This window comes from Pseudomonas sp. Z2-11 (assembly GCF_054161305.1).
The window spans coordinates 3064316-3090449 of record NZ_CP096395.1 but is presented as its reverse complement, the minus strand read 5'-3'; the positions used below and the strand labels follow the sequence as shown (position 1 = coordinate 3090449).

Annotated in this window: 22 protein-coding genes; 13 read left to right on the top strand and 9 right to left on the bottom strand. The window is 59.3% G+C overall.

Annotated features, from left to right (window positions below):
* Positions 1-62 precede the first annotated feature (62 nt).
* Entirely contained in the window at positions 63-689 is a 627-nt protein-coding gene (locus tag M1E16_RS13670; protein ID WP_458130250.1) for a hypothetical protein, read from the bottom strand.
* Positions 690-1164: 475 nt separating this feature from the next.
* On the opposite strand from M1E16_RS13670, the gene M1E16_RS13665 reads away from it, so the two are divergent.
* Entirely contained in the window at positions 1165-2415 is a 1251-nt protein-coding gene (locus M1E16_RS13665) for an MFS transporter (protein ID WP_458130249.1), read from the top strand.
* Positions 2416-2420: 5 nt separating this feature from the next.
* On the opposite strand, the gene M1E16_RS13660 is transcribed toward M1E16_RS13665, so the two are convergent.
* Positions 2421-3386 carry a LysR family transcriptional regulator gene (locus tag M1E16_RS13660; RefSeq protein WP_458130248.1) on the bottom strand — a complete coding sequence of 322 codons (966 nt, stop codon included), beginning with the start codon at positions 3384-3386 and terminating at the stop codon, positions 2421-2423.
* 293 nt (positions 3387-3679) lie between these two features.
* Between M1E16_RS13660 and argH the strand changes: the two genes are divergently transcribed.
* From argH to M1E16_RS13625, 7 genes are all read left to right on the top strand, one after another.
* A complete protein-coding gene (gene argH / locus M1E16_RS13655; protein ID WP_458130247.1) occupies positions 3680-5107 on the top strand; it encodes an argininosuccinate lyase in 1428 nt (475 codons plus the stop codon).
* Between the two features lie 147 nt (positions 5108-5254).
* Positions 5255-6133, top strand: coding sequence for an amino acid ABC transporter permease (locus tag M1E16_RS13650; RefSeq protein ID WP_434568408.1), 879 nt, complete (start codon positions 5255-5257; stop codon positions 6131-6133).
* Positions 6134-6143: 10 nt separating this feature from the next.
* Entirely contained in the window at positions 6144-6908 is a 765-nt protein-coding gene (locus tag M1E16_RS13645; protein ID WP_434568409.1) for an amino acid ABC transporter ATP-binding protein, read from the top strand.
* Positions 6909-6947: 39 nt separating this feature from the next.
* Positions 6948-7772 carry an ABC transporter substrate-binding protein gene (locus M1E16_RS13640; protein ID WP_434657910.1) on the top strand — a complete coding sequence of 275 codons (825 nt, stop codon included), beginning with the start codon at positions 6948-6950 and terminating at the stop codon, positions 7770-7772.
* A 153-nt stretch (positions 7773-7925) separates the two neighbouring features.
* Entirely contained in the window at positions 7926-8774 is an 849-nt protein-coding gene (locus M1E16_RS13635) for a polysaccharide deacetylase family protein (RefSeq protein ID WP_458130246.1), read from the top strand.
* Positions 8767-9651 (top strand): polysaccharide deacetylase family protein, encoded by an 885-nt coding sequence (locus tag M1E16_RS13630; protein ID WP_458130245.1) that lies wholly within the window; start codon positions 8767-8769, stop codon positions 9649-9651. Before M1E16_RS13635 ends, M1E16_RS13630 begins: the two co-directional genes overlap by 8 nt.
* 25 nt (positions 9652-9676) lie before the next feature.
* Positions 9677-10849 carry an MFS transporter gene (locus M1E16_RS13625; RefSeq protein ID WP_434574170.1) on the top strand — a complete coding sequence of 391 codons (1173 nt, stop codon included), beginning with the start codon at positions 9677-9679 and terminating at the stop codon, positions 10847-10849.
* Between the two features lie 37 nt (positions 10850-10886).
* Here the strand turns inward: M1E16_RS13625 and M1E16_RS13620 are convergent, their stop codons facing one another.
* The 3 genes from M1E16_RS13620 to M1E16_RS13610 all read right to left on the bottom strand — a co-directional run bounded on the left by M1E16_RS13620 (position 10887) and on the right by M1E16_RS13610 (position 15402).
* Complete coding sequence (locus M1E16_RS13620) at positions 10887-12740, bottom strand: ABC transporter ATP-binding protein (RefSeq protein WP_458130244.1); 1854 nt, start codon at positions 12738-12740, stop codon at positions 10887-10889.
* 76 nt (positions 12741-12816) lie between these two features.
* The gene (locus M1E16_RS13615; protein ID WP_458130243.1) at positions 12817-13272 is read right to left on the bottom strand and encodes a GNAT family N-acetyltransferase; all 456 of its coding nucleotides are present in this window, start codon (positions 13270-13272) and stop codon (positions 12817-12819) included.
* Between the two features lie 123 nt (positions 13273-13395).
* Positions 13396-15402 carry a M10 family metallopeptidase C-terminal domain-containing protein gene (locus M1E16_RS13610; protein WP_458130242.1) on the bottom strand — a complete coding sequence of 669 codons (2007 nt, stop codon included), beginning with the start codon at positions 15400-15402 and terminating at the stop codon, positions 13396-13398.
* Between the two features lie 310 nt (positions 15403-15712).
* Between M1E16_RS13610 and M1E16_RS13605 the strand changes: the two genes are divergently transcribed.
* On the top strand, positions 15713-16885 hold the full coding sequence (locus M1E16_RS13605) for a zinc-dependent alcohol dehydrogenase (RefSeq protein ID WP_458130241.1): 1173 nt from the start codon (positions 15713-15715) through the stop codon (positions 16883-16885).
* A gap of 21 nt (positions 16886-16906) precedes the next feature.
* Here M1E16_RS13605 and M1E16_RS13600 read toward each other — a convergent pair whose 3' ends face one another.
* The 3 genes from M1E16_RS13600 to M1E16_RS13590 all read right to left on the bottom strand — a co-directional run bounded on the left by M1E16_RS13600 (position 16907) and on the right by M1E16_RS13590 (position 21085).
* Positions 16907-18223, bottom strand: coding sequence for a hypothetical protein (locus M1E16_RS13600; RefSeq protein WP_458130240.1), 1317 nt, complete (start codon positions 18221-18223; stop codon positions 16907-16909).
* 77 nt (positions 18224-18300) lie between these two features.
* Positions 18301-19602, bottom strand: coding sequence for an NAD(P)/FAD-dependent oxidoreductase (locus M1E16_RS13595; RefSeq protein ID WP_434568417.1), 1302 nt, complete (start codon positions 19600-19602; stop codon positions 18301-18303).
* A 43-nt stretch (positions 19603-19645) separates the two neighbouring features.
* Positions 19646-21085, bottom strand: a complete 1440-nt coding sequence (locus M1E16_RS13590; protein ID WP_458130239.1) for an APC family permease — start codon at positions 21083-21085, stop codon at positions 19646-19648.
* Between the two features lie 225 nt (positions 21086-21310).
* Here M1E16_RS13590 and feaR point away from each other — a divergent pair, with 225 nt between their 5' ends.
* Together feaR and M1E16_RS13580 are read left to right on the top strand one after the other, a co-directional pair.
* Entirely contained in the window at positions 21311-22276 is a 966-nt protein-coding gene (gene feaR, locus M1E16_RS13585; RefSeq protein ID WP_434600780.1) for a transcriptional regulator FeaR, read from the top strand.
* Between the two features lie 123 nt (positions 22277-22399).
* Positions 22400-23212 (top strand): molybdenum cofactor biosynthesis F family protein, encoded by an 813-nt coding sequence (locus M1E16_RS13580; protein ID WP_458130238.1) that lies wholly within the window; start codon positions 22400-22402, stop codon positions 23210-23212.
* Between the two features lie 67 nt (positions 23213-23279).
* On the opposite strand, the gene M1E16_RS13575 is transcribed toward M1E16_RS13580, so the two are convergent.
* Positions 23280-24485, bottom strand: a complete 1206-nt coding sequence (locus tag M1E16_RS13575; protein WP_458130237.1) for an MFS transporter — start codon at positions 24483-24485, stop codon at positions 23280-23282.
* 113 nt (positions 24486-24598) lie between these two features.
* On the opposite strand from M1E16_RS13575, the gene M1E16_RS13570 reads away from it, so the two are divergent.
* Both M1E16_RS13570 and M1E16_RS13565 read left to right on the top strand, forming a co-directional pair.
* Positions 24599-25243 carry a TetR/AcrR family transcriptional regulator gene (locus M1E16_RS13570; protein WP_458130236.1) on the top strand — a complete coding sequence of 215 codons (645 nt, stop codon included), beginning with the start codon at positions 24599-24601 and terminating at the stop codon, positions 25241-25243.
* Positions 25244-25285: 42 nt separating this feature from the next.
* Entirely contained in the window at positions 25286-25888 is a 603-nt protein-coding gene (locus M1E16_RS13565; protein WP_434600778.1) for a TetR/AcrR family transcriptional regulator, read from the top strand.
* Positions 25889-26134 lie beyond the last annotated feature (246 nt).

Here is a 26134-nt window from a genome sequence, read left to right as displayed (position 1 = left end):
TGGTCGATAATTCCCTGACGATGCAAACGTATGTTGCGCTGCCAGGGATTTGTGGTAGTGGGCTATTCCGATGGAAAGCCCTCCGAGTGACTCATATGACCTTGGCGGGTCAATGGGTGATGCCGCAGCACCTCACGCGAGAACAGGCAATCTAACCGCCGGGCCACCAACTGATATGACGGCGCTTTGATGCCGACTGCCTGGCACTCTGACCTGACAAGCTCCCAAAAGGCCCGCTTGCCTATGCTTTGATTAAGTGAGGCCTGGAATGCGCGTTCCACTACCTCCTCCGTGTCGGGAGAGAACTCCAGAGGATCTTGGGCAAGTTCCATGATTCCGCGCAGCGACCTAGCGTCCAAGGACTGCATGTCTATCTGGACTTTGTGCGGCCACGGCTTACCAAGCTCCACGTCGTCTGTTTGCGCGAGTGTCTCCACCGACACAGGCGTGAGTACCGGCTTGGCTGAGTACGCAGTCATCGTGACCGGCTTGAACTCTGACTCACCTGGGGTTTTAACGCAGAGCAGGAGCTGATCGGCGACTCTTAGGAATCTGAGTTTGGGAAGCAGTTGGCATGAAGCTGGCAGGCCTGGAAAATACTGGTTACCCGCAGTCCTCATGCTGACGCTCAGAACTTTAGTGCCTCCGGTTTTCACGATTCTCAGCTTTGGTTGATGTTCATTAGCCATGATAAGCCTCATCAGTTTCGCTGTTAGGTAGAAGAAGTTGCCTAGCTACGGCATTCATCACTATCCGGTTTAAGCAAACTTCCTGATCAAGGCTATGTACATCCAACCACTGATGGCGTCACGCCATAATTACTTCAAATTACATAGCCGTGTTTGAGGTCTAGCATCTAAAATACTGGCGTCAAACCACAATAAATTCTTAAATTTAAGTAACTCAAGAATTTCAGTGGGTTAGGTCTGAAAATTTTTGCTTGCTATGGAAATGAAATTACGAAAGCACGCGATTTTTTTTCGTTTTTTTTTGTTCGGAGGGGGATGGAGGCGGAGAATGGGGGGCGTTCAGGGGGTATCGGTTTTTAAGGGCTGGTCACAAATCCGGATCCGCCCCCCTGCAACTAATCCCCACCGCACCGGTCTCTAACCTCGCCGAGGTTGAGTCAATTTCGCCGAACCTCACTTCGTAAAGACTCCCCCCGTGACTGCTCATCTGGATCGCCGCAACAACCTGTCGCTGGACAGCCTCAACTTCTTTCTCGCCGACGTGCGCGACGGTCTCGGGCCGTATCTGGCGATTTACTTGCTGGCGGTGCATCAATGGGACCCGGCGAGCATCGGCGTGGTGATGACGATCGCTGGCGTCGCGGCCCTGATCACGCAAACTCCCGCTGGAGCGCTGGTCGACAGCAGCCGTGCCAAGCGCGCGTTGATTGTGATGGCCGCGCTGGTCGTGACCGCCACTTGCCTGGTGTTGCCCTTCGTCTCGTCATTCAGCCTGGTAGCGCTTACGCAGGCGTTGAGTGCGGCGGCGGCCTCGATCTTTGCTCCGGCCATTTCGGCGATTACCCTGGGCATCACCGGTCCTCGCGCTTTCACGCGGCGAACCGGGCGCAACGAAACTTTCAACCATGCCGGCAACGTCTGCGCGGCGTTGCTGGCCGGTTTGTCTGCTTACCTGTTCGGCCCGGTGGCGGTGTTTTACCTGATGGCGATCATGGCGCTGGCAAGCGTGTGCGCCGTGGCGTTCGTCTCGGCTGAAGCCATCGACGTTGATCTGGCTCGCGGTCTCGAACCTCGCGGCGTTGGCCACCCTCAACCCTCCGGGTTTGCCGTGTTGCTCAGCCACCGACCGTTGTTGATGTTTGCGGTTTGCTGCGCGCTGTTCCACCTGGCGAATGCCGCCATGCTGCCGCTGGTGAGCCAAAAACTTGCGCAAGCCAATCTGCACATAGCCACCCCGCTCACTTCCGCCTGCATCGTCGCGGCGCAGCTGGTCATGGTGCCGATGGCGCTGCTGGCTGGCGCCAGAGCCGATCAATGGGGCCGCAAGCCGCTGCTGTTGGCGGGTTTTCTGATCCTGCCGTTGCGCGGTGTGCTTTATACCTTGTCGGATGATCCGTACTGGCTGGTCACGGTACAGCTGCTCGACGGTGTCGGCGCCGGGCTTTTCGGCGCGTTGTTCCCGGTCATGGTCAAAGATCTCACGCTCGGTTCCGGCCACTTCAACATCAGCTTGGGCGCACTCACTACAGTGTTTGGCCTCGGTGCGGCGTTGAGTAATGGTCTGGCGGGATTCGTGGTTGAGGCGGCCGGATACGATGCGGCTTTCCTGACACTCGCTAGCGTCGCCGGGGCGGCGTTTTTACTGCTGTGGGTCGGGGTTCCGGAGACCATGCAGCGTTCTGAAGGCATTAAAACTGATCGAATCGAGATCAGCCCAGGCGCTTAGAGCAATCAAACCGAAGCCTTCAAATCCACGCCCAGTGCTTGGGCAAAGGCCTTGACCAACGGGCTGCGCACCGTGTTGTGGCGCAGGATCAGGCTGAACGGCGTGACGATGTTGATCAGGTCCGGCCGTACCGCGCGAAACTCGCCCCGCGCCACCATCGGCGCGGCGTAATGCCGGGGCAGGAATCCCAGGAAACGCCCCGTTTTGATCAGTAGCGCAACGGCCTCCACCTGGGTGGCCGAGGCGGAAAAGCTGTCGTAGTGGGCAAACTTCAGTTTGTCGCGATGAATCGCGTAGCGATGGTTGATGCACTCATGATCCTTGAGTACATCCTCGCCCATGTCTGCCTCCGGCATGGCGAACAGCGGATGGCCGAGGGCGCAATAGACTTCCGAGCGTTCTTCGTACAGCTCGTAGTAGTCGAACTCCTCGCGTTTTTGATAGATCGGCACGATTCCCGCCACCAGTCGCCCCTCGACGACCCCTCTTTCAACCTCGTCGAGTTGGCTGGCCTGAAGTTGAAACCTGACCTTCGGCGATTGTTCGTTCATGCGCCTGAGCGCGGCAACTAACGGGGAATTTTCGTCAGAGATCGTATTGTCAATAACGCCCACGCCCAGGTCACCGACAAGTTCGTTTTGCGCTGAACTAAGGCGATCGCGAAAGTTGTCGACCGAGGCAAATAAATCGATTGACGCCTGATACACCAGGCGCCCCTCTTCCGTCAGGTGAAAGCCCTCGCGCCCGCGTGTGCAGAGGCGCATGCCGATGCGGATTTCCAGGTCGGAAATCTGCTTGCTGATGGCAGCCAATCCCACATTCAGCTCATTTTGCGCTGCACTGAAGCCCCCTGCCTCGACCACGGCCTTGAACACTTTGAGCAGTTTGAAGTCCAGCCCGCTGAGGGCTAGTGGTGCCCGTTGCGGCGTTTTCGGCGGCGGGTTTCCGGAATTGGAAAGTGGGGTTTCCATAATGCTTATTTACCTCTGACGCCCAATTCAACAACCTGTGCCCACAACAAAAACACGCTGGCCTAATAATAATGAACACAGAAAACCAGGCTTGGCAACCGCCAATAAATCCAAGACATCAGTGCCAAGGCGCTGATCGCAAAACATTAAAAGCTGACACTTCGATCAGCACTCGCACCGATGCAACTGCCCTCTTGAAAACTGCTCTGGCCTGACTTCGTTCGCTTGTTTTGTGGCGATGTTGCGGCCTGGAGTACCCGTTTCAGTTCGCGTTACCGACGAGGAAAACAACAATGTCCCAACCCACCGACCGTCTCTGGGGGGCGCGTTTCAAAAGCGGCCCTTCCGAAGCCTTGGCGGCCCTCTCCCGTTGTCCTGAACGCTACTTTCGGCTCACCCCGTACGACCTCGCCGGCTCCAAGGCCCATGCTCGGGAATTACAGCGTGCCGGACTGCTGAACGAGCAAGAAACCCTGACCATGCTCGACGCGTTGGAGCGCATCGGCACGGATTACCGCGCTGGCATCATTGCCCCGACCCTGGATGATGAAGACGTCCACACGTTCATCGAGCGGCTGCTGACCGAACGCCTCGGTACACTCGGTGGCAAGCTGCGGGCCGGGCGTTCGCGCAACGACCAGACGGCCAACGACCTGCGGCTGTTCCTGCGGGACCACGTACGTACCCTGGCCGTTGAAGTGCTGGGCTTGCAGCAAGCGCTGGTGAACCAGGCCGAGCAGCACATCGAGAGCATCTGCCCCGGATTTACTCACCTGCAGCAGGCACAGCCGATCGTGTTTGCCCATCATCTGCTGGCCCATGCCCAATCGATGCTGCGCGACGTGCAGCGCCTGGTGGACTGGGACGCGCGCACTTCGCTGTCGCCACTCGGTGCGGCGGCCATGGCCGGTTCGGCGATCGCTCGTTTACCTCAGCAGTCGGCGAAGGAGATGGGCTACAGCGGCGTATGCGAGAACTCCATCGATGCCGTGGCCAGCCGCGATCACGTCGCCGAGTTCCTGTTCATCGCCAGCATGCTCGGCATCAACATTTCTCGCCTCGCCGAAGAATTCTGCCTGTGGTCGTCGCGGCAGTTTCGCTGGATCGCGCTGGACGATGCCTACGCCACCGGCAGTTCGATCATGCCGCAGAAAAAGAATCCTGACATCGCCGAACTGGCACGGGGCAAGGCCGGTCGCCTGATCGGCAACCTGACCGGGCTGCTGTCCACGCTCAAATCCTTGCCACTGTCCTACAACCGCGACCTGAGCGAAGACAAGCACGGCGTGCTCGACAGCGTCGACACCTTGCTGCTGGTGCTGCCGGCCATGGCCGGAATGGTGGCGACGATGAAGGTCGACATCGAAGAGTTGCGTCGCCAGGCACCGCTGGGTTTTACCCTCGCTACCGAAGTCGCCGACTGGCTGGCGGTGCGCGGCGTGCCGTTCAAGGAGGCTCACGAGATCACCGGTGCGTTGGTCCAGGCTTGCGAGAAACACGCTATCGAACTGTGGGAAGCCTCCCCGGCACTGCTGGCGGAAATCGACCCGCGCCTTACCCCCGAAGTACGCGAAAGCCTGACCCTGGAAGCTGCGATCGCCGCCCGCAATGGCTGGGGCGGCACCGCGCCAGAACAAGTGCGTGAACAGCTTGGCCGTTTGAAAAGCGCGCTCGCCGCTCAGCAAACGTGGACCGAGGAATACCAAGGGTTCCGCCTTTAGGTCATGACGCAAAACGTGTGGGAGCGAGCCTGCTCGCGAACGCGGTATCCCGATTAAATCAATGTTGACTGACCCACCGCATTCGCGAGCAGGCTCGCTCCCACAGGGGAAATGTGGTGGATCTGAAAAAGCGTACGGAGAACCAACATGAGCCAGACACAGGCAGAACGACTCCAGGCGGAGCGCAAGCTGGCGGAAAACCAGTTCGACATTACCCAGTATGACCATGTGCCCCGGCGTTATTACGGGCGGATCTTCTTCGCCACGGTGATCGTTATTGCGCTCATCGGCCTAGTGCGCGCCTTCGCCGAAGGCAAGATCGAATGGTCGTACATCGGCCAGTTCCTGACCTCAGAGGCGATCATGTGGGGGCTGCTCAACACCATCGTCATGGCGGTGCTGGCGATGGCGCTGGGTATCGTGTTCGGCGTGATCACCGCGATCATGCGCATGTCGGCCAACCCGATCCTGCGCTACGTGGCGCTGACCTACACCTGGCTGTTTCGCGGTACGCCGCTGATTCTGCAGTTGCTGTTGTGGTTCAACCTCGCGCTGATCTTCCCCACCATCGGAATTCCCGGCGTGTTTGAAATGGACACCGTGAGCCTGATGACTCCGTTCGTGGCCGCCCTGTTTGGCCTGAGCATCAACCAGGGTGCCTACACCGCCGAAGTGGTCCGCGCCGGCCTGCTCTCGGTGGACACCGGGCAGTACGAAGCCGCCAAGTCGATCGGCATGCCGCGCCTGCAAGCGTTGCGCCGAATCATCCTGCCCCAGGCCATGCGGATCATCATCCCTCCAGTGGGCAACGAGTTCATCGGCATGGTGAAAATGACCTCGCTGGCGAGCGTGATCCAGTACTCGGAACTGCTCTACAACGCCCAGAACATCTACTACGCCAACGCCCGCGTGATGGAGCTGCTGATCGTCGCCGGGATCTGGTACCTGGCCACGGTCACCGTCCTGTCCTTTGGCCAAAGCCGGCTGGAGCGTCGTTTCGCTCGCGGCGCCGGCAAGCGTTCTTGAGGAGCCGCACATGAGAAGCATCGTCAAGGCCGTGAGCCTGAACAAATACTACGACCAATTCCACGCCCTGAAGGACATCAACATCGAGGTCGAGCAAGGCGAAGTGCTGTGCATCATCGGCCCATCCGGCTCGGGCAAGAGCACCTTGCTGCGTTGCGTTAACCAGCTGGAAAAAATCGACAAGGGCGGCCTGTGGGTCGATGGCGAGCTGGTGGGTTACCGAATCGTCGGCAACAAGCTGCACGAACTCAACGAAACGCAGATAGCCCGCCAGCGCCTGGCCACCGGCATGGTGTTCCAGCGGTTCAACCTGTTCCCGCACATGACCGTGTTGCAAAACATCATCGAAGGCCCGTGCCAGGTGCTCAAGCGTTCGCCCAAAGAAGCGCATGAAGAAGCCCTGGAGCTGCTGGCCCGCGTCGGCCTGGCCGACAAGCACCACAGCTACCCGATCGAGCTGTCGGGTGGTCAGCAGCAACGTGTCGCTATTGCGCGTGCGTTGGCCATGCGCCCCAAGCTGATGCTGTTCGATGAACCCACTTCGGCACTCGACCCGGAACTGGTCGGTGAGGTGCTGTCGGTGATGCGCGATCTCGCGCAGACCGGCATGACCATGATCGTCGTCACCCATGAACTGGGCTTCGCCCGCGAGGTTTCCAACCGCATGGTGTTCATGGACGGCGGGCAGATCGTGGAGGCTGGAAGCCCCGAAGAAATACTAATAAGTCCGCAAAACCCTCGCACCCAGAGCTTCATTTCTGCCGTTCGAACCTAGGCGCCCGCTGGCGCTCACAACACTCATAAGAGAACGACCATGAAGAACTTCGTTATTCCAGCAGTACTCGCAGGCGTTATGGCATCCGGTTTTTCCTTCGCCGCCGAATTGCCGGCCAGCATCAAGGCCAAGGGCGAAATCGTCGTAGCGATCATGCCGAACTACCCGCCGATGGATTTCAAGGACCCGGCCACCAACACCCTCACCGGCTTTGACTACGACCTGGGCAATGCCCTGGCCGAACGCTTGGGCGTGAAGATCAAATGGCAGGAGACCGGCTTCGAGCAAATGATCAATGCGTTGACCACCGACCGCGTGGACATGGTGCTGTCGGGCATGACCGACACCGCCGAACGTCAGGCCAGCGTGACCTTCGTCGACTATTTCACCAGCGGGCCGCAGTTCTACACCTTGCAGAAAAACAAGGACACCAACGCGATCATCGACCTGTGTGGCAAGAAGGTCGGCACCAGCCGCCGCACCACGTTCCCGGCGGAGATCGCCGAGTGGAGCAAAGCCAACTGTGAAGCCGCCGGCAAGCCTGCGATCAACGTGGTCGGCACCGAGGGTTCGGCCGATGCCCGGGCGCAACTGCGCCAGAGCCGCATCGATGCGGCCATGCAGGGCAGCGAAACCCTGCCCTACCTCAAGACCCAGGAAAAGGACATGTACAAGACCGTGGGCCTGCCGATCTCCGAGCAGTTCACCGGTATGGGCGTAAGCAAGAAAAAACCTGAGCTCAGTGAAGCGGTGAAGGTTGCGCTGCAGAGCATGATCGATGACGGCAGTTACCAGGCGATCCTCAAGAAATGGGACCTGGAACTGGGTGCGATCAAGACCGTGACTATCAACGCCGGGAAGTAATCGCACAGGCAACCTCAATCCCCTGTGGGAGCGAGCCTGCTCGCGAAAGCAGTATCTCATTCGACATCAGTGTTGGCTGAACCACCGCATTCGCGAGCAGGCTCGCTCCCACAAAGGCTGTCGGTTTACTTGAAGATTATCGGAGCACTACAGATGTCCTCCTCGCCCCAACCCACCTGGCCCGGCCCGCACAAGGCTTGTCTGGCCCTGGCCTTCGACCTCGATGGTCCGACCGGTGATGCCATGCTCAACGGCTCGATCTGGCGCAAGCCCGAGTACTTCGGTTTCGGCGGCTATGGCCCTTATCGGGCGCTACCGCGGCTGCTCGACCTGCTCGACGAGTTCAAGATTCCGACGACATTCTTCGTCCCGGCCTGGGTCGTGGAGAACTGGCCGAGACAGTGCCAGGCGATCGTCGAGCGCGGGCATGAGGTGGCTTATCACGGCTACAGGCACGAGTCCTTTTATGCCCTGACGCTGGATCAGCAAAAGGACGTGATGAATATCTGCCGCGAGGTGTTCTGGAAGCATCTGAACATCCGCGCCGAAGGCTTTCGTACGCCGTCCGGCGACTGGCGCGCCGAAACCCCGGCGATGCTGGTGGAAGCCGGCGTGCGCTATTCCAGCAGCATGCGCGGCGATGACCGGCCATACCTGGTGAACGTGCTGGGGTTCGACACGCCACTGGTGGAAATTCCCGGTCGCTGGGAAATGGACGACTACGCCTCTCTCGCCTACACCCGTGCGCCGAACTTCCCTTCCGGGCTGGACCGCACGGCCAGCTACGCGCTGACCCTGGATAACTGGTGCCGCGAATATGACGGCGCAATGAACGAGGGATTATGCTTGACCACCCTCTTCCACCCCAAGATTACCGGTAAGCCGGGACGCATCCTGCTACTGGAAAAACTCTTCGAGCACATGCGCACGCGCGACGACGTGTGGTTCGCTACCTGCCGCGACGTTGCCCAGTGGTGGCTGAAGGAGCATCACCATGGCTGACTCCCCTATTTGGCCGAAAGGCTATCGCTGCGCGGTGGTACTGACTGTCGACTACAACGACATCCACGGCATCCTCACCCAGGCCCCGGAGGTCGCCGGGCGCGACAAGACCCTGTCGGTGTGGCGCTACGGCACCCAACGTGGCGTCGAGCGATTGCTCGGCCTGTTCAAGCAGCTCGGGGTGTCCGCCAGCTGGTTTGTCCCCGGTATCGTTGCCGAGGAAAACCCCGCGCACATCCAGGCGATCCAGGCCGACGGCCATGAAATTGCCTGCGCCGGCTATCGCCATCAGGACTACGACAGACTGGACCTGGCCGCCCAAAGCGACGATATCGCCAAAGGCTGCGAGACCCTGGCCCGGCTGACCGGCCAGCGCCCGACCGGTTTTCGAATCCCGGCGGGCAACGGTGCACCGGGCTTCATCGAAGCCTTGAGCGACCAAGGCATTCGCTGGTCGTCGTCGTGGCGCGGCGATGACCTGCCATTCGCTCACCCGACCGCACCGAGTGTCATTGAAGTACCGCTGCACTATGAGCTGGAGGACGAGCCTTACTTCGCCTTCAACTTGAGCCCGGCAGTGCCACCCGCACAATCGCGGATCGCGTCCTATAGCCACACCTTGGGCAACCTGCAGATGGACTTCGCCGGCTTTCATCGGTTCGGCCTCTGCTACGTGCTGCGCCTGCACCCGGAAATCATCGCTACGCCGGGACGGATAGGCGTGTTGCGCGAACTGATCGAGGGCATCCAGCGGCACGATGACGTGTGGATCGCCACCGGCGCCGACGTCGCGCAATGGTGGTCAGACACCGCGGGGCCAGTCGCCGAGGATCATCCCGCAGCGGTTTATGAACGGCATTATCGGGATCACGTTTGATCTGAATAAGGATGTTTGCACCACCGTGGCCACTTACTCACTCGTTATTCGGCGCCTGATGATGGTTTCCCTGACCATCGTGGTCAGTCGCGCCATTACCAGCCCGTTGCTCACGCTATTTTTGAGCAACAAGCTGGGCCTCAACCAACAGGACGTCGGTTTGCTGCTCGGCATCGCGGTGTTCATCGCCACCTTGCTGGCCCTCTATGGCGGCTATGTCATCGACCGCCTGGAGAAGCGCCGACTGCTGATCCTGGCGATGCTTTCCAGCGCCGTCGGTTTCGTACTGCTGACCTTTGCCGAAAACCTCTACCTGACCACGCTGACCGTGGTGATCACCGAGACCGCGTCAGCGCTGTTCCTGATCGGTTCCAAGGCGATCCTCAGCGAGAACCTGCCTATCGGCCAGCGCGCCAAGGCCTTTTCCCTGCGCTACACGCTGACCAATATCGGCTATGCCACCGGCCCGATGCTCGGCGTGGTGATTGCCGGTGTCTACCCGATCGCGCCGTTCCTCATTGCTGGCGGCATCGCGTTTTTCAGCATCTTCCTGATGACCGGCATCCCCAGGGCAGCGACACCGGCCATTGGCCCAGCGCCAAGCTTTCTCAAGACCCTGATCACCCTGAAAAACGACCGCACCCTGATCATGTTCACGTGCGGCTGCCTCTTGAGCACGGTGGTGCACGGACGTTTCACTCTTTACCTGTCGCAATACCTGCTGGTGACCCATGACTCCAGACGCGCGCTGGAAATCATGGCCGCCCTGCTCGCCTGCAACGCGATCACCGTGATCCTGCTGCAGTACCAGATCGGCCGGTTCCTGGATCGCGAAAAGCTGCGCTACTGGATTGCCGCAGGCACCAGCCTGTTCATTGTCGGCCTGATCGGCTTCAGCCTGGCGGACGACATGCTGAGCTGGTGCGTGGCGATGTTCATATTCACCCTTGGGGAAATGATCATCTACCCGGCCGAATTCCTCTTCGTCGATACCCTGGCCCCGGAAGAACTGCGCGGCAGCTACTATGGCGCACAAAACCTGGCAGCCCTTGGTGGTGCCCTGAGCCCGGTGATCTGCGGGTACCTGCTGCTGCACACTCCGGCGCCGACGATGTTCTATGCCTTGAGCGCACTGACCGCCATGGGTGGTTTCTTGTGTTTCATGAGCGGTCGTCGGGTGGCTGGCGTGCAGAAGTGATGTGTCGGCTGTTCCAGTGAACAGCCATCGCCCTCGCCTACTCCACCGCCTCAACCACCCCCTGATCCTCACCCAGAAAGCCGCCGCTCTGGTGATGCCACAATCGCGCGTAGGTGCCGTTCTTCCCGAGCAATTCGGCGTGGGTGCCTTGCTCGATGATCCGCCCTTCATCCATGACGATGAGCCTGTCCATCGCCGCGATCGTGGACAGCCGATGGGCGATGGCGATCACGGTCTTGCCCTGCATCATTTCATCGAGGCTTTCCTGGATGGCCACTTCGACTTCCGAATCGAGTGCGCTGGTGGCCTCGTCCAGTAATAGGATCGGGGCGTTCTTGAGCATGACCCGGGCAATGGCGATGCGTTGACGCTGGCCGCCCGAAAGCTTGATGCCGCGCTCTCCCACCAGGGTGTCGTAACCGCTATGGCCTTGCTTGTCGCTCAGTTGATTGATGAACCCATCGGCCTGGGCGCTGGCTGCGGCACTGCGTATTTCCTCATCGGTGGCGTCGGGGCGGCCGTAGGCAATGTTGTCGCGGATGGACCGGTGCAACAGGGACGTGTCCTGGGTAACCATGCCGATGGCGCTGCGCAGGCTGTCTTGCGTGACATGCGCGATGTTCTGCCCATCGATTCGAATCTCACCGCTGTCCACGTCATAGAAGCGCAGCAGCAGATTGATCAGCGTGGATTTGCCGGCACCGGAGCGGCCTACCAGGCCGATTTTTTCGCCCGGCCGGATGTTCAGGCTCAGGCCATCGAGCACCTGGCGTTCGCCGTTGTAATTGAAGCTGACATTGTCGAAGGTCACCGCACCACCGGTGGTAACCAGCACGCCGGCGTCCGGCGCATCCTGAACCTTGGGCCCGCGCGTCAAGGTCTCCATGCCGTCCTGCAGAGTGCCGATGTTTTCGAACAGCGAGGTCATTTGCCACATGATCCAGTGCGACATCCCGTTGATACGCAACGCCATGGCGGTGATTGCCGCCACGGCGCCGGTGCCTACTTCGCCTTGATGCCATAACCACAGGGCGTAACCGCCGGCCCCGATGATCAAGGCAACCACCAGTGCCTGATTGACGATTTCGAACTGGCTGACCAGGCGCATCTGGCGAAAGCCGGTTTGCTTGAAATCTTCCATGGCCGCGCGGGCGAAGTGTGCTTCGCGTTTGGAGTGGGAGAACAGCTTCACGGTGGTGATGTTGGTATAGGCGTCCGAGACCCGCCCGGTCATTGATGAACGCGCGTTGGCCTGCTCCTGCCCCACTTTCTCCAGGCGCGGCACGAAGTAGCGCATGGCCAGGCCGAACAACACTACCCAGGCAATGAAAGGCAGCATCAGCTTCAGGTCAAAGCCGCCGGCCAGGGCGATGATCGCGATGAAATACACGCCGATGCCGGGGACGATCTCGATGAGGGTGAACAGCACCTCGCGCACCGACAGCGCCGTCTGCATCACCTTGGTGGTGACCCGGCCGGAGAACTCATCCGAGAAAAATGAAAGGCTCTGCCGCAGCATCAGCCGATGAAAGTCCCAGCGCAGCCGCAACGGCAGGTTGATCGCCAATACCTGGTGCTGCACCATAGTGCGCAACGCGACCAGGCCGATGCTGGTCACCAGCATGATGCCGATGCCCCACAGCACTCGACTCTCCTGCCCCGCCGCATCGCCGCCGGCCTGCCAGGTCGAGAGCAGGTCGACGACCTGTCCGAGAAACGAAAAGAGCCAGGCTTCGTAGATCGACACGGCGGCACTGAGCAGCGCGAAAGCGAGGATGTAGCCGCGGGCGCCCCGCGTGCAGGCCCACAAAAAACGCGCAAGGCCGTCTGGTGGCGGTGGGACTTCGTCAGGCGGAAAAGGGTCGAGCCGTTGTTCGAATGCGTGAAGCATGGTGATCTCCAAAACGATCTAACCAGGAGATTCTGGCAGCTAAAGTTGCTTAGGGGTTTTTTGGATGGGAGCAGGATTATTTGCGCAGGATTTTTTCCATGATGATCGTGCGCTCCGCGCCGTGAAACTCGTCCCGGACTTTTTCGAAACCCAGAGAAGAATAAAAGCCTTGCGCGGTGATCGAGGAAGGAACTCGTAGCCGCTCCACACCACTGCGCACGGCCCCCGACTCAATCGTTGCCATCAGCTGATGCCCTATGCCTCTGCCCTGACAGGCAGGCGCAACGAACACGCTTCGGATGACGTTTCCATCAAGACTCGCTGTTGCGACAACCTCACCGTCACTGCTTGCGACATATACCTCTCGCTGGCCGAGAAAGTTCAGGATCGCTGCGGGTGAAAAGTTCTGCTGCACCTGCTCGATGATCTCTGGCGAATAATCTTGAACGTTGGATTCGCGCAGTGCCGCTGCGACGACCAGGCTAATTGCCGTGGCGTCGGTACTCGTTGCCTTTCGGATGATGCAATCCATTGAGCGCCTTTCCTTGCGTTGGTTCATCTGGATATCGGCGAGAGCGGTTCCGGCCCCGTGGCAGGGGCCGGTTTTGTTCTCGGGAAAGTTCAACAGAGGTGGTTCAGACTGTCGAGGGGAGGATCACCCAAACTGCTCAGTCGCAGCGACCCCAAGAAGTTGCAGCTCGGTAAAAGGCTCGTCACCCGAAGCGAAGATAAAATCATCGTCTCCAAGTTGCGCCACCACATCGCCTTGCAACGTGATTTCGAACCGACGCCCCTGTTCGTCGGCGCTGTAGCTTTTCAGGAAGGTTCGCTGGCCATCCTCACTCAGCACGGCCGTCAGCGTCGCGTTGTAGCCGTTCCCTAGCTCGGTGAAGCCTAACGCAGAGACGTCTATCTTGTCGGTATCCGGGTCGAAGTCGACAATCCGGTCCTGGAAATTTCCATCCGCCGTACGGAAGCTGTCCTCCAGGGATCCATAGCGGAACACATCGGCCCCCTCACCCCCTGTGAGCACGTCTCGCCCCGATCCTCCATCAATAAAATCGTGCCCAAAGCCGCCCGAGACGACATCGTCGCCGCCGCCGGCGATGAGCACGTCGCCCGCCGCCGAGCCCTTCAGGCGATCGGCCGACTCCGTTCCCTGAATCAGCGTGCGACTCAACACTACGTTGGTTTCGTTGAGAACTTGAGAGAGATCGCCGTTGAGTGCCAGTTCGAAACGATGGCCCTGCCCGTCCGCTTCAAAGCTTTTCAGATAGGTGCGGGTTCCGCTGTCATTGACAGAGACCGCCAGGGTCCCATCGAGCCCGTTGCCCAGTCCGCTGAAGCCCAAGGAGGACAGGTCGATAAGGTCCTGGCCGGGGTCGAAATCAACGATGCGATCACTGACGGCCTGAGAGTCGGTGCGGTAGCTGTCACCGATGGAGTTGATTCGGAACACATCGGCGCCGCCGCCACCATGGAGAACATCGCGCTGCCCTCCTCCATCGAGCACGTCATTGCCCTCATGACCGGTGAGCAGTTCCGGGACGTAGGAGCCATAAAGAACATCGTCGCCCGCGCTTCCATCAATTTGCGGCAACACACCGGCCAGCGCGCCGAAGGTGGTGTCCAAGGTTCCGTCAGGATTGAGCCTGATGATGCTGAAGTCATCGTTACCAAAATAATTGCTCTGCCCGGCTACCAGGATCTTACCGTCCGCAAGCACGGTGATGTCCCGGGCCGTATCCCTGCCACCGGTCAGATCGAGTACAGCGATGCCATTGTTGCCAAAACCTGCGTCAAAGGTTCCGTCCTGGTTCAGCCTGATGATCTTGAAGTCGAATCCGGTTCCTTCCTCCTCGTTGTATCCCGCTACCAGTATCTTGCCGTCGGCCTGCACGGTAATCGATTTCGCCATGCCAGCTACTTCAATGTCGGCCGTGCCGTCGGTGCCAAAACTTGTGTCGAGGGACCCGTCAGGATTCAACCGCGCGACCACAAACGCGCCGTTGTAGCCGGGCACGAGGATTTTTCCATCGGCCTGCAGCGTCAGGCCAAAGCCTTCCAATGTGCTGAGGCCCGGAACAGTGAACTCCACGGCACTGCCGTCGTTGAAACTGGAATCGACCGTACCGTCGGGGTTGAAACGATTGACGGAAAAAATCTGGTCATAAGAGTCATGATTCGCCACGAGGATCTTGCCGTCAGGCTGTACGGTCGCGCTGGCGGAATCACCCCAAGCTGCCGGAGCGGTGGCCGTTCCATTGACGCCGAAACTTTGATCCACCGAACCGTCAGTGTTCAGGCGGACCATGACGATGCTCGGCGCAGAAAAATGTGGATAGACGATCAGGTACTTTCCGTCGGCCTGTACGGCTGCGCTATAACCTTCGCCCGGGTAGATGTCGCGAGGCAGCAGGGTTTTACCATCGTCGCTGAAAGTGCTGTCGAGCGTGCCGTCGGCGTTAAGGCGTACCAAAGAAGTCCTGTAGCCTTCGTACTCCCACTGGCCAGTCTCTACCCAGGTCATCCCGGCGAGCCAGATCTTGCCGTCCGGCCCCACGGCTATCTTGGCGGTGTCGTTATAACCGTCCAGGTCGACGAAGGTTTTGCCGGTACCGGCACGTAGCGCCGCGCCAACGCTGATGTTTGAGCTGGTCATGCTTGAGCCTCACAGTGTCGATGGGATTCCCCGAGAATTTTGTCTTCTACAACGTAGCCGTTTACTTCAAATCCGCCAGCCTGGATTCAACCCCCCAAGGCAGCCGTCTCTGCGTATCTGACGCCTCGGCTCGCTTGTGGTTCTCACGCCTCTCACTTACCTGACATGCCTCGCCGTTTATCGCGTTCCTGTTGATCCGTGCAAACAAGATTTGAACTTGTGGGGTTTTCTTTCAACCGAAAACATCAACAGGTGCGCAACGAGATGACTTGGTGGCTAGCGTACCGACCCCACCCCGGAGGTAGATCAAATGAAAGCGTTACGCTGGCATGGAAAAAAGGATATCCGCTGTGATGACCATCTCCCCGACCCGACGATAGAACATCCGCGAGACGCGATTATCAGAGTCACTTCGTGCGCCATTTGCGGCTCGGACCTGCACTTGTATGACGGTTTCATGCCCGGTATGAAGCATGGCGACATCATGGGCCATGAGTTCATGGGCGAAGTGGTGGAAGTCGGTTCGGCCAACAAGAAGTTGAAGATTGGCGATCGCGTGGTGGTCCCCTTCACCATTTGCTGCGGTGAGTGCGATCAATGCCAGCGGGGTAATTTCTCTGTGTGCGAGCGCAGCAACCGCAACAAGGACCTGGCCGACAAGGCCTTCGGCCATACCACGGCGGGCTTGTTTGGCTATACCCACCTTACCGGTGGTTACCCCGGCGGCCAGGCCGAATACGTGCGCGTGCCTTACGCGGACTTCACCCCGGTGGTCATCCCGGATGGCCTTACCGATGAGCAAGTGCTGTTTCTTGGCGACATCTTCCCCACCGGCTGGCAAGCCGCCGTGCAATGCGATATCCAGCCAACCGACACCGTGGCTATCTGGGGCGCTGGCCCGGTAGGCCAGTTCACGGTGCGCAGCGCGGTGATCCTCGGGGCCAGACAAGTGGTGTGCATCGACAACGTGCCCGAGCGCCTGGCCATGGCCAAGGCCGGTGGCGCCATCACCATCAATTTTGATGAAGAAAGCGTGCTGGACCGCCTGGCCGAGCTGACGGGAGGCAAGGGGCCGGAGAAATGCATCGACGCGGTAGGCATGGAGTCCCACGCAACCCGCTCGTTCGACTCCATCTATGATCGGGTCAAGCAAGCGGTAATGCTCGAGTCGGACCGCCCCCACGTACTGCGGGAAATGATGTACGTCTGCCGCCCCGCCGGCACGTTGTCGATCCCCGGCGTCTATGGCGGCTTGATCGACAAGATTCCGTTCGGCGCCGCCATGAACAAGGGTCTGACCTTCAAGATGGGCCAGACCCATGTGAACCGCTGGACCGATGATCTGCTCCAGCGCATCCAGGAAGGGCAGATCGACCCAAGTTTCGTCATCACTCACACCGTGAGTCTTCAAGACGGCCCGCAGATGTACAAGACTTTCCGGGACAAGAAAGACGGCTGCGTGAAGGTGGTGCTGAAGCCTTGACCTTCGGGAACCGCCTCCAACCTAGAACGACCACGCCAACAAAACCTGCCCGTAGAGATTGGTGGCGCTGTTGCCGACTTGCGTCCCGCCATTTGCGGCACTTTGCTTCGGCTTGTAGAGGCCCACCAAGGGCATGAGGGTCCAATGCGGGTCAATCGACCATTCGGCGTAGAGGTCCGCCTCGTCGGCATCCAGTTGGTTACGGCTCGCGTCGAGGGTACGGAAGGTGTAAAGCAAGATGCCTAGCTTGAGATCCTCGGCGGGAGCGAGTTTCAATCCCACATGCTGCACAGTGGCGTTGCTGTTGAACGGGCCCGCATAGTTGGCAGCGACTTCACCTTGGAACCAGGTACCGAGCGCGCGGCCATTGCCATAGAAAAGCGGGTCGTAGCCTTCGGAGAAACGACTGTATCGGTAGTTGACCGAAGGCGTGCCGGGAACATCGTCAAACGTCCAACCGGCTTCAAGATACCAGGCGTTCTCCCTGGCGTTATCTTTCTGCTCCCAAGCGTACTCACCGGCCAGGAACAGCCCGGAAACCCCTGCATTACCCTGTCCGCGAACGCTGTAGAGCTGCATACCCTTGCGCTCGGGAAACAACAGGTCCGCCATGGCCTGGTCGGTATCGGTGACTTTCAGATAAGTCAGGCCCAGGGTGCCCTGCTCGCTGACATGCTCCAGCGTACCCAGTGCCAATTCCGGCCTGGCCTGGGCCGGGTTGTCGGACTTGAGCCACATAAGATCACCCCGCCAGCCTTGCTGGCCACCCAGGCGCAGTACGGCCGTGCGATCAAAAGCCTTGCGACCGGTCAGGTAGTATCCCCCGCCCCGATTGGCTTTGCCGTCGACAAACTCCTTGCCGAGATTCAAGGCATCGCCACTGACCAGAAAGCCGTCGCCGATCACGATGTTTTGCCGCCCGAACGATATGTCCACGCCGTTCTCGTCCATGACATCGAACCGTGTGCCGGAGCGCCAACCCACGAAAGCGTCCTCGATTTTCGTGGTGCGCTCATCACCTGAAGACCAGCCGGCCGGGTCGCCATCGCCAAAGGTGGCGGAGCTTACCCAATTCAATGAACCGTACAGTTGCGACCCGGCGTCGAGACTATGGCGCAGGTCGAAACCGTATTGCAGGACCGCCTCTTGCCACCGGCTGGCCCCCTCTCTACGTGTTCCCGATTGCGAGTAGTTTTCCCGGCTATGGAAGGCGCCAGCCAACGCGAGCAAGCGCGCATCGACTTCCGTGGCTTCATCCTTGTACAGCGGCTGCGCTGCTGCTGGAACACAGACGCAGGCGAACGAAAGCGCGATTATTGTTTTTTTACAGGCGAGCATGGGCCGTACTCCGATATGCGAAAGGAGAAGCAGTGGCGCCGTCAGTCAGCGCCAGTCAGGTCATGGGTAAGGCGATATCAGCGGCGACCGTTGCGGTAGCCCGCCAGCTGGTGGCTGGCCTTTCCAAGGGTGCAGATCAGGTTGCGCCAATGATCCTTGCCGGGAATACGCGTACGCGGGATCGCACTCATCACATCCCAATGCCGTGAACCGCCGGTCATGCCATCGGCAATGACACGGCTGACCACATGACTCGGCGTCACGCCGAAGCCCGAGTAACCCTGGACGAAATAGGCGTTGTCGCGCCCGGGCAAGGTACCGATCTGTGGGAACAGATTAGCGCTGCACTCCATCGGCCCGCCCCAGGCCAGGTCGATTTTCACGTGATCGAGGTAGGGGAAAACCTGGAGCATAAGATTTCGGTTCCACGCCTTCAGATCGTTGGGAATGTACTCGAGCAGGCGCGTCGCCGAACCGAAGAGCAGACGGTTTTCATTGGTCACCCGGTAGTACTCGATCACCGGACGAATATCGCTGAAGGCACCTCGTATCGGACTGATCTGTTCGATCAGCGCAGGGGGAAGCGGCTCCGTCACCAATTGGAAGGCGTAAGTGCTCACCATCGTCTTGTGCAATTCAGGCTCGAGCCGGTCCAGAAACGCGCCGCAGGACCAGAGGATCTTCTTCGCCCGAACCGAACCTTTCGCCGTACGCAAGGTAATGGTGTCGCCATAGGTCACCTCCAGCACGGGGGTATTTTCATAAATGCGTCCACCCAGGCCCACCAAGGCCTTGGCCGACCCCAGGAGCATGTTCAACGAATGGATATGACCGTTGCCCATGTGCTTCAAGGCGCAGCTGTATACGTCCGAGCCGACGATGCTTTGGACCTCGGCGCCCTCCAGGTAGGCAATTTCGTGATCCGGATTGAGCTGTTTGTATTCTTTTTCCCATGCTTGTAGCAGCCGACCCTGGCGCTTGTTGAAACCGAGATAGCCATAGCCGTGGCAGAAATCCGCATCAATTTGATAACGCTGGATGCGGTTCTGGATAATCGAGGCGCCCAGGTCGCTGATCTCGAAAATCGCTTTGAGCCCCTCCTCGCCGACGCTTTTGCGAATCTTCTCCAGATCGTGTCCGATCCCGGCCATCACATGACCGCCATTGCGCCCCGAGCCGCCGAAACCCAGGTAACGGGCTTCCAGCACGACCACGTCGGTGAATCCGCGCTCGGCGAGTTCCAACGCAGTATTGATACCGGAAAATCCACCTCCGATAACGACGACTTCGGCCTCGACATCGTGCTCCAGGTCATTGAACTTCAAGTCATATTTGCGAGTGGCGGTGTAATAGGTCGTTGGTGTTTCAACGGACAGCATGCCTGCACCTCTTGGTCAGTTTTCTTGTTGTTGTAAATGCAGCTCAGTGTGGGGAGACCGATGGCAAGGCCGGGACGCGGTCTTGCACGAGTCGTCGATAGGCATACAGCAGCAGTGAAAACATCAGGATGCCCAAGGCGATCAGCACCTCCTTCGCTCCGCCATAACCGGCCAGCTCGGCAGATGCGGCCCCGACCACGACCACTACGCCAGTGAACACGCTCAGCAGCCAGGCCACCGGCAGCCAGCCGCGTCCCAGACGCACCGGGCGCGGGTGCAACGGTGCGTCCTTGCGCAGCAAGATGAAGCCCGAAAGCGCGAAGAAGATGGCGGTCAGATAACCAATATTGGCCGTCACCAGAATTGCCAGGGGCGATGACAGGAAAAAGATCATCGCCAGGTTCACCGCCACCGCCACGCTCATGCAACGTCCGGGTACCTGGTGTTTGTTGAGCACACCCAGTTGTTTGATGGTCAGTCCTTCCAGCGCCGTGCCGTACAACGCCCGCGAGCCATCGGCCAATGCCGCGTTCAACCCCATGAACAGCCCCACCAACAAAGCAATCACGAAAAAGCTGCTCCAGCCCGTGCCCAGCACCGCGTTGAAGGCCGCAATGTAGAAACCGCTGGGGTTCTCCAGGGCCGCTTGCGGATCCACCAAGCCGCCCAGGCCGAAAGCTACTGCGGCAAACACCAGCACGGTGTAGCCACCTGAACTCATCAACGCCAGGCGCATGTCCCGCTCGCTGCGATATTCGGGCCCGAAGGCTGCGCACATTTCGGTGCCATAGGCGCTCCAGCTGACCAGGAACAACCAGACCAACGCGGTGCGCAACGACTCCCAACCGAACGCCTCGCGCGCCTGCCAGGCCGATGCGAAGCGCTCCATGCTCCAGCCATGAGCCAGCAAAGGCGCCACTGCCAACACCAGGATCGGCACCAGCAGCAGCGCCCCCATATATTTGGAGACCGATGCGGCCAGATGGATGCCGCGACGATTGAATTGCCAGAAAAGCACGATCAAACCCGCTCCGATCATCTGGGCCAGGCCAATGTTGGCCAGACCTGTATCGAAGCTCCAGGTTTGTGAGGGAAACCACTGCGCCTGAATCAACGCTCCGGCGCTCACGCCGATGATCGACAACACCGCCGACCAGCCAAGCCAGTAACCAAAGGCGGCCAAGGGACCGACCCAGGCACAGCGTTTGCGCCAACCTTCGGCCGCGATCATTGCGATGCCGCCAGGTTTATCCGGAAACATTGCGCTGACTTCCAGGAAAATCCAGTTCTGACAGGCCCCGATGGCTGCCGAGCCCACCCAGAGCATTAGCGCGGCTACCGGACCGAGTGCACCGAGGGCGAAGCCGAAAGAAGCGAAGATCGAGCCTGACACCGCCATTGACAGTGCGAATGCATCGCTCCAGCGCAAGGTTTTCTGCAGATGCGAAGCCGAGGCACAGGTATTGTTATTGGTTGTATCCACGGGAACAGACTCCAGCCGGGTAAGAAGCACAATCCCATTAGACGCCTCCCTGGCTGGCCGGGAACATGGTTGAGAATGTCGTGCACATGTCTGTCACTGCCATCGATAGGGAGATACTTGTCTTTTCAACATGCGTGCTACTAAATACTGCCGGTGTCGGAAGCGTGTCGACGGCCGATCCAATATAAAAACAAAACCGGCGTGCAGCCGGCAGCCGAGGTAACGATGTACAACACTTGGCAAACAGAACCGCTCTATACGGGCGCCCAGGGCTTCGAGGCCTGGCAACACGACCTCGGTCAGAAATGCGGAACCTTTCACGCCGAGCCGCCTTCCGGGCCCGGCCTCGCGAGCTTTACCGGCGCGATGAAAAATCTGACGGGCACAGATTCCGCGTTGGATGGCTCGCGCATCATCAGCAATTGCCAGCACTTGCACCGCGCCCGCAGCGATATTCGGGCCGATGACAAAGATTTTTTCTACCTGGTGCTGCAAGTCGGTGGTAGCGCATTGATGTGCCAGGCTGACAATCGCGCCCGCCTGGACAAGGGCGACCTAGTGTTGCTGGACATCACGCAGCCTTGCGATTTTTACTTCGATGCCCTGAGCGACCAGATGTCGCTGATCATTCCCCGCCAAGCGCTGCACCAACGCTTGGGGCAGAGGCAATTGATATTCAACCGTCCCTTGGTTGCCAGCAGCGCTTTGGGGGGCATGGCCGGCCTGATGACCCAACGGCTATTCGATTCTTCGAACCTGCTACCGCAAGAGAGTGCGGCATTGTTCGACGCATTGCTGATGCTGTTGCGCCCTGGGGTGAGCAGTGCAATCGAGGGCGGAGACTCCAGCGGCCAGGCGCAGAAACTGATCAAGGCAAAAATCCTGATCGAACGGCATCTTTGCGATAGCGAGTTGTGTGCCGAGCGTCTGGCAGAAGCCATCGGTACATCGGTCAGAAACCTGCATCGGCTCTTCGCCCAGCAAGGCACCACCATCGGCCGGCACATATTGGAACAGCGACTGCAACGCTGTGCCGAGACCATCAGCCAGGCAGCCGCCCATGAAAAAATCACCGCCATCGCCTACGCCTGGGGCTTCAATGATGTGAGCCATTTTTCCAAGGCGTTCAAGCTGCGATTCGGCATTTCTCCCCGCGACTATCGCCATCAGTTTTCAACCGAATGCAATTGACCCTCCGGCTTGTTGGAAATGTGTCACTCCAGCACAAGCGATGGCGCTCGGCGCCAAGACATTGATTGCGCCCGCTCCTAGGATGAAACCTCAATCGGAACCGGCCGTAAACGAGGAGACATCGTGAGCTATCAGATCGAACAAGAACTGAAGAACCAACCATTCGTGCCTGAAGAGCAATGGCCGACGCTTGAGGAAATGGCCGACGGTTTTAATGAGTACAAATACGCTCCGTCCCTATTTCTGGCAGGAAAAAAAGCCAACCTTCGCTTTGCCAACGGTTGGCTGATCGAGCACCATTTTGTTGATGGGAATACGTTGACCTGGACCATCCTGGAGGGCGAAGGCACCGGTGAATCCGAAACAGAAACCTACGAAGCGGTGGAGGTTCGCCCCGGTATCTTTTTCATCGACTTCCTCAAGCCCGAACACCAGGAGTCGGCCAGCCTGGTCTGGAAATACGAAACCGGTGATGTACTGGCGGCTGTCTCCCTTTTTTATGACAGAGGAGGCGAAAAACGTACGCGTACAGATTTCGTGACTGCCGTGGTCGATGGCGAGCCTGGGGGCGCGCCCATCGTTCAAGGGGCCGGCCTGGTCGGTAAGCGCGTGCTGTACCGCTACAGCGCGGACGATTGGTACGAGCACGTCTACTTCGGCGCGCAAACCATGGCCTGGCACTGCGTGAACGGGGCTGAGAAAGGTCTGGCCGACGTCGAGCGGTGCGCTTATTTCGATGTCGCCGATGACCTCTACGTGTTGTTCTGGACCGAAACGGTCATGCCTGTGGAATCGGTTATCGTCGTGGACCTTGCGCAGATGCGCTCCGTGGGTCGGTTCTTCTGTTGGGACCCGAAGCCAAGGAAACTGATTCACCTCACCTTTGGATCAAAAGCGACTGTGCTGAACGAAACGTCTTATCCCGTCGCCTTTTGAACGTAGGGATGTAAAAAAACCACTCATCGAGTGGTTTTTTTATTCGACTCTATCGAGTTCATTCCAATCAATGCGCGGCTGCGCCATGACCAGCATATCTTTCGCCCTGCGGAAAGCCATGCACCCGCGCTCGGAGCGCGAGCGCCAGGCTGGCGAGCAGCAACACCAACAGCACCCAGGGAAAAGTGCTGACGCCCCATTGGCCAAGCAACACCCCGCCCAATAACCCGCCGCCAGCGATTGCGCTGTTCCACACCACCACGTTCATCGACAGCGCAACGTCGGCGCCCTCGCCTGCTGCGTCGGCCAAGGCCGTTTGCAGCAACGTTGCGGCGCCGCCGAAGGTCAGGCCCCAAATGAAAACGCCGAGATAGATCGCTGCGGCGCAAGCTGAAAATATTCCGAGGAAGACCGCCACGGCAGCGAACGTAGCGAGGCTTGTCAATACCGCCGCTCGCAAATGGCGATCGACCAGCCGCCCGGAGATCCAGATGCCAGCCAGCGCCGCGACACCGAAGACCAGCAGGACCACATCGACATGCCGGCCCAGCCCTGCGCCGGAGACAAATGGCGCGATGTACGTATAGAGAATGTTGTGGGCCAGCATCCAGGTCAGCACAACGCCGAGCACGGCGCGCACGCCAGGCGTGAACAAGACCTGACGCAAGCCCAGACGCTGGGAGGAGGATTGACCTGGGTAATCCGGCACTTTGATCAGCACCCAAGCGATCAACACCAGGGTCAATCCGGACATCAGACCAAACGACATGCGCCACCCTATCGCCCCGCCAAGCCAGGTTCCCAGGGGCACGCCCAGCGACAACGCGATGGGCGTGCCGACCATCGCTACCGCCAAGGCGCGCCCCTGCAAGGCCGGGACGACCATGCGCCGTGCGTAACCCGCGATGAGGCTCCAGGCCAACCCCGCCGAAACACCGGCAAAAAAACGTGCGATCAGAGTCAGCCAGTAAACGGAAGACAGCGCGGTGATGGAGTTGAAAACCAGGAAACCAATCACGGTGAGAAGCAGCACCGTCCTGCGGCGCCAGGTTTGGGTAGCGATGGTCAGCGGGATAGCTGCCAATAGTGAGCCGAGCGCATACACCGTCACCATCTGCCCGGCCAGGGACGGTGAGACGCCCAGGCCATCGCCAATCTCAGGCAGCAGACCTGCCGGCAGCGTCTCCGTCACGATGCAGATGAATCCGGTCATTGCCAGCGCCAGCAGTGCTCCATAGGGCAGCTTCGCGCCCTGTCGTTCGTTGGTAACCATTCGATGTCCTTTGAGTTATATATCGATCGATATAAATACTAGAGAGGCGTTGCTCCGCTGGTCAATCACTTTTGTATCGATTAGTATTTATGTAACTCGAGAGGAGGGTTTTCATGGCTCAGATGGGACGGCCGCGCACGTTTGACCGTGACGTGGCAATCACGCAGGCACTGCATCTGTTCTGGGAGCATGGCTACGACGCGACGTCGCTCAGCCAGCTCAAGGCCAACATCGGTGGCGGCATCACCGCACCGAGCTTTTATGCAGCGTTTGGCTCCAAGCAGGCGTTGTTCAACGAAGTGATGGAACGCTACCTGACTACCCATGGCAGGGTGATGGAGAGCCTGTTCGACACCACCCTGCCCCCCAGGGAGGCGATCGAATGCACGCTGCGCCGCTCGGCGAAAATGCAATGCGAGACAGACCATCCCAAAGGCTGCCTGGTGTCACTGGGTTATCTGAGTGCCTGCTCGGAAGAAAGCAAAGCCATCTCCCGGCCGCTCGCTGAGGCAAGAACCGCCAACCGTGCCGGAATCAAGGCCTGTGTAGATCGCGCCATCGCCGCCGGAGAGCTGCCGGCAACAGTGGCCTCGGAAGCGCTGGCCGCGGTGTTCGACAGTTTCCTGTTGGGCCTGTCGGTATTGGCGCGCGACGGCGCCTCCCTTGAGACCCTGGACGCCGCGGTTACGCAGGTCATGACGGTCTGGGACGCGCAACGCATGGGCAGCCCGATGGCGGCAAACGATCAAGCGGGATGAGCAATAGTAGACTGATCGTATAGTAGAGAATAAGATCGCCCCATGAGCAGCCCAAAGACCCGCGAAACCTCCGACGTCCGCCAGGAAATCCTTGATGTAGGCCAACGAATCATGGCCGCCAAAGGCTATTCCGCCGTGGGCCTGAATGAAATCCTGGCCACTGCGGGTGTGCCAAAAGGATCCTTCTACCACTACTTCGGCTCAAAAGACGCCTTCGGCGAGGCATTGCTTGAAAGCTATTTCGCGAGCTATCTGGCGGAGCTGGACGAGGTTCTAGCGCTGCCTGGCCTGACGATGGCTCAGCGTCTGATGAAGTACTGGGACATCTGGCAACAGACTCAATCGTTCCAGGATTGCCAGGGCAAATGCCTGGCGGTGAAGCTGGGCGTGGAAGTCGCCGACCTTTCAGAGGCGATGCGCGCGGTGCTCAAGCGCGGCACAGCGGGTATCACCGACCGCCTGGCCGTGGCGATCGAGAGCGGAATCGCCGAAGGCTCCCTGGAGTCCGTTGCCGAGCCTCATGCGGTCGCGCAAAGTCTCTATCAGCTGTGGGTCGGTGCCAGTGTCATGGTCAAGATCACCAAGAGTGTCCAGCCTTTCGAGACGGCAATGGCGACGACTCGCCAGATTCTCAGCCTTACCTGATCGATACCGCTGCCTCCTTCATCAAAATCTGCCTATCCTGCCCCCCTCCAAAAAAACCGTGATGCGAAAAAATAAAAATATTACTAGACGACTGGTCTAATTTGAAATTAAGGTAACCACACGTTCTAAGCATCGCAAGGCAGCAGCTCGTAAAAGCCACCCACTCAGAGGTTTGGGCGACGCCTTTCACAGCTTGATTTTTTGCCCAGGTGCTAGACGACTGGTCTATTCAAGCTAATGCAGCAC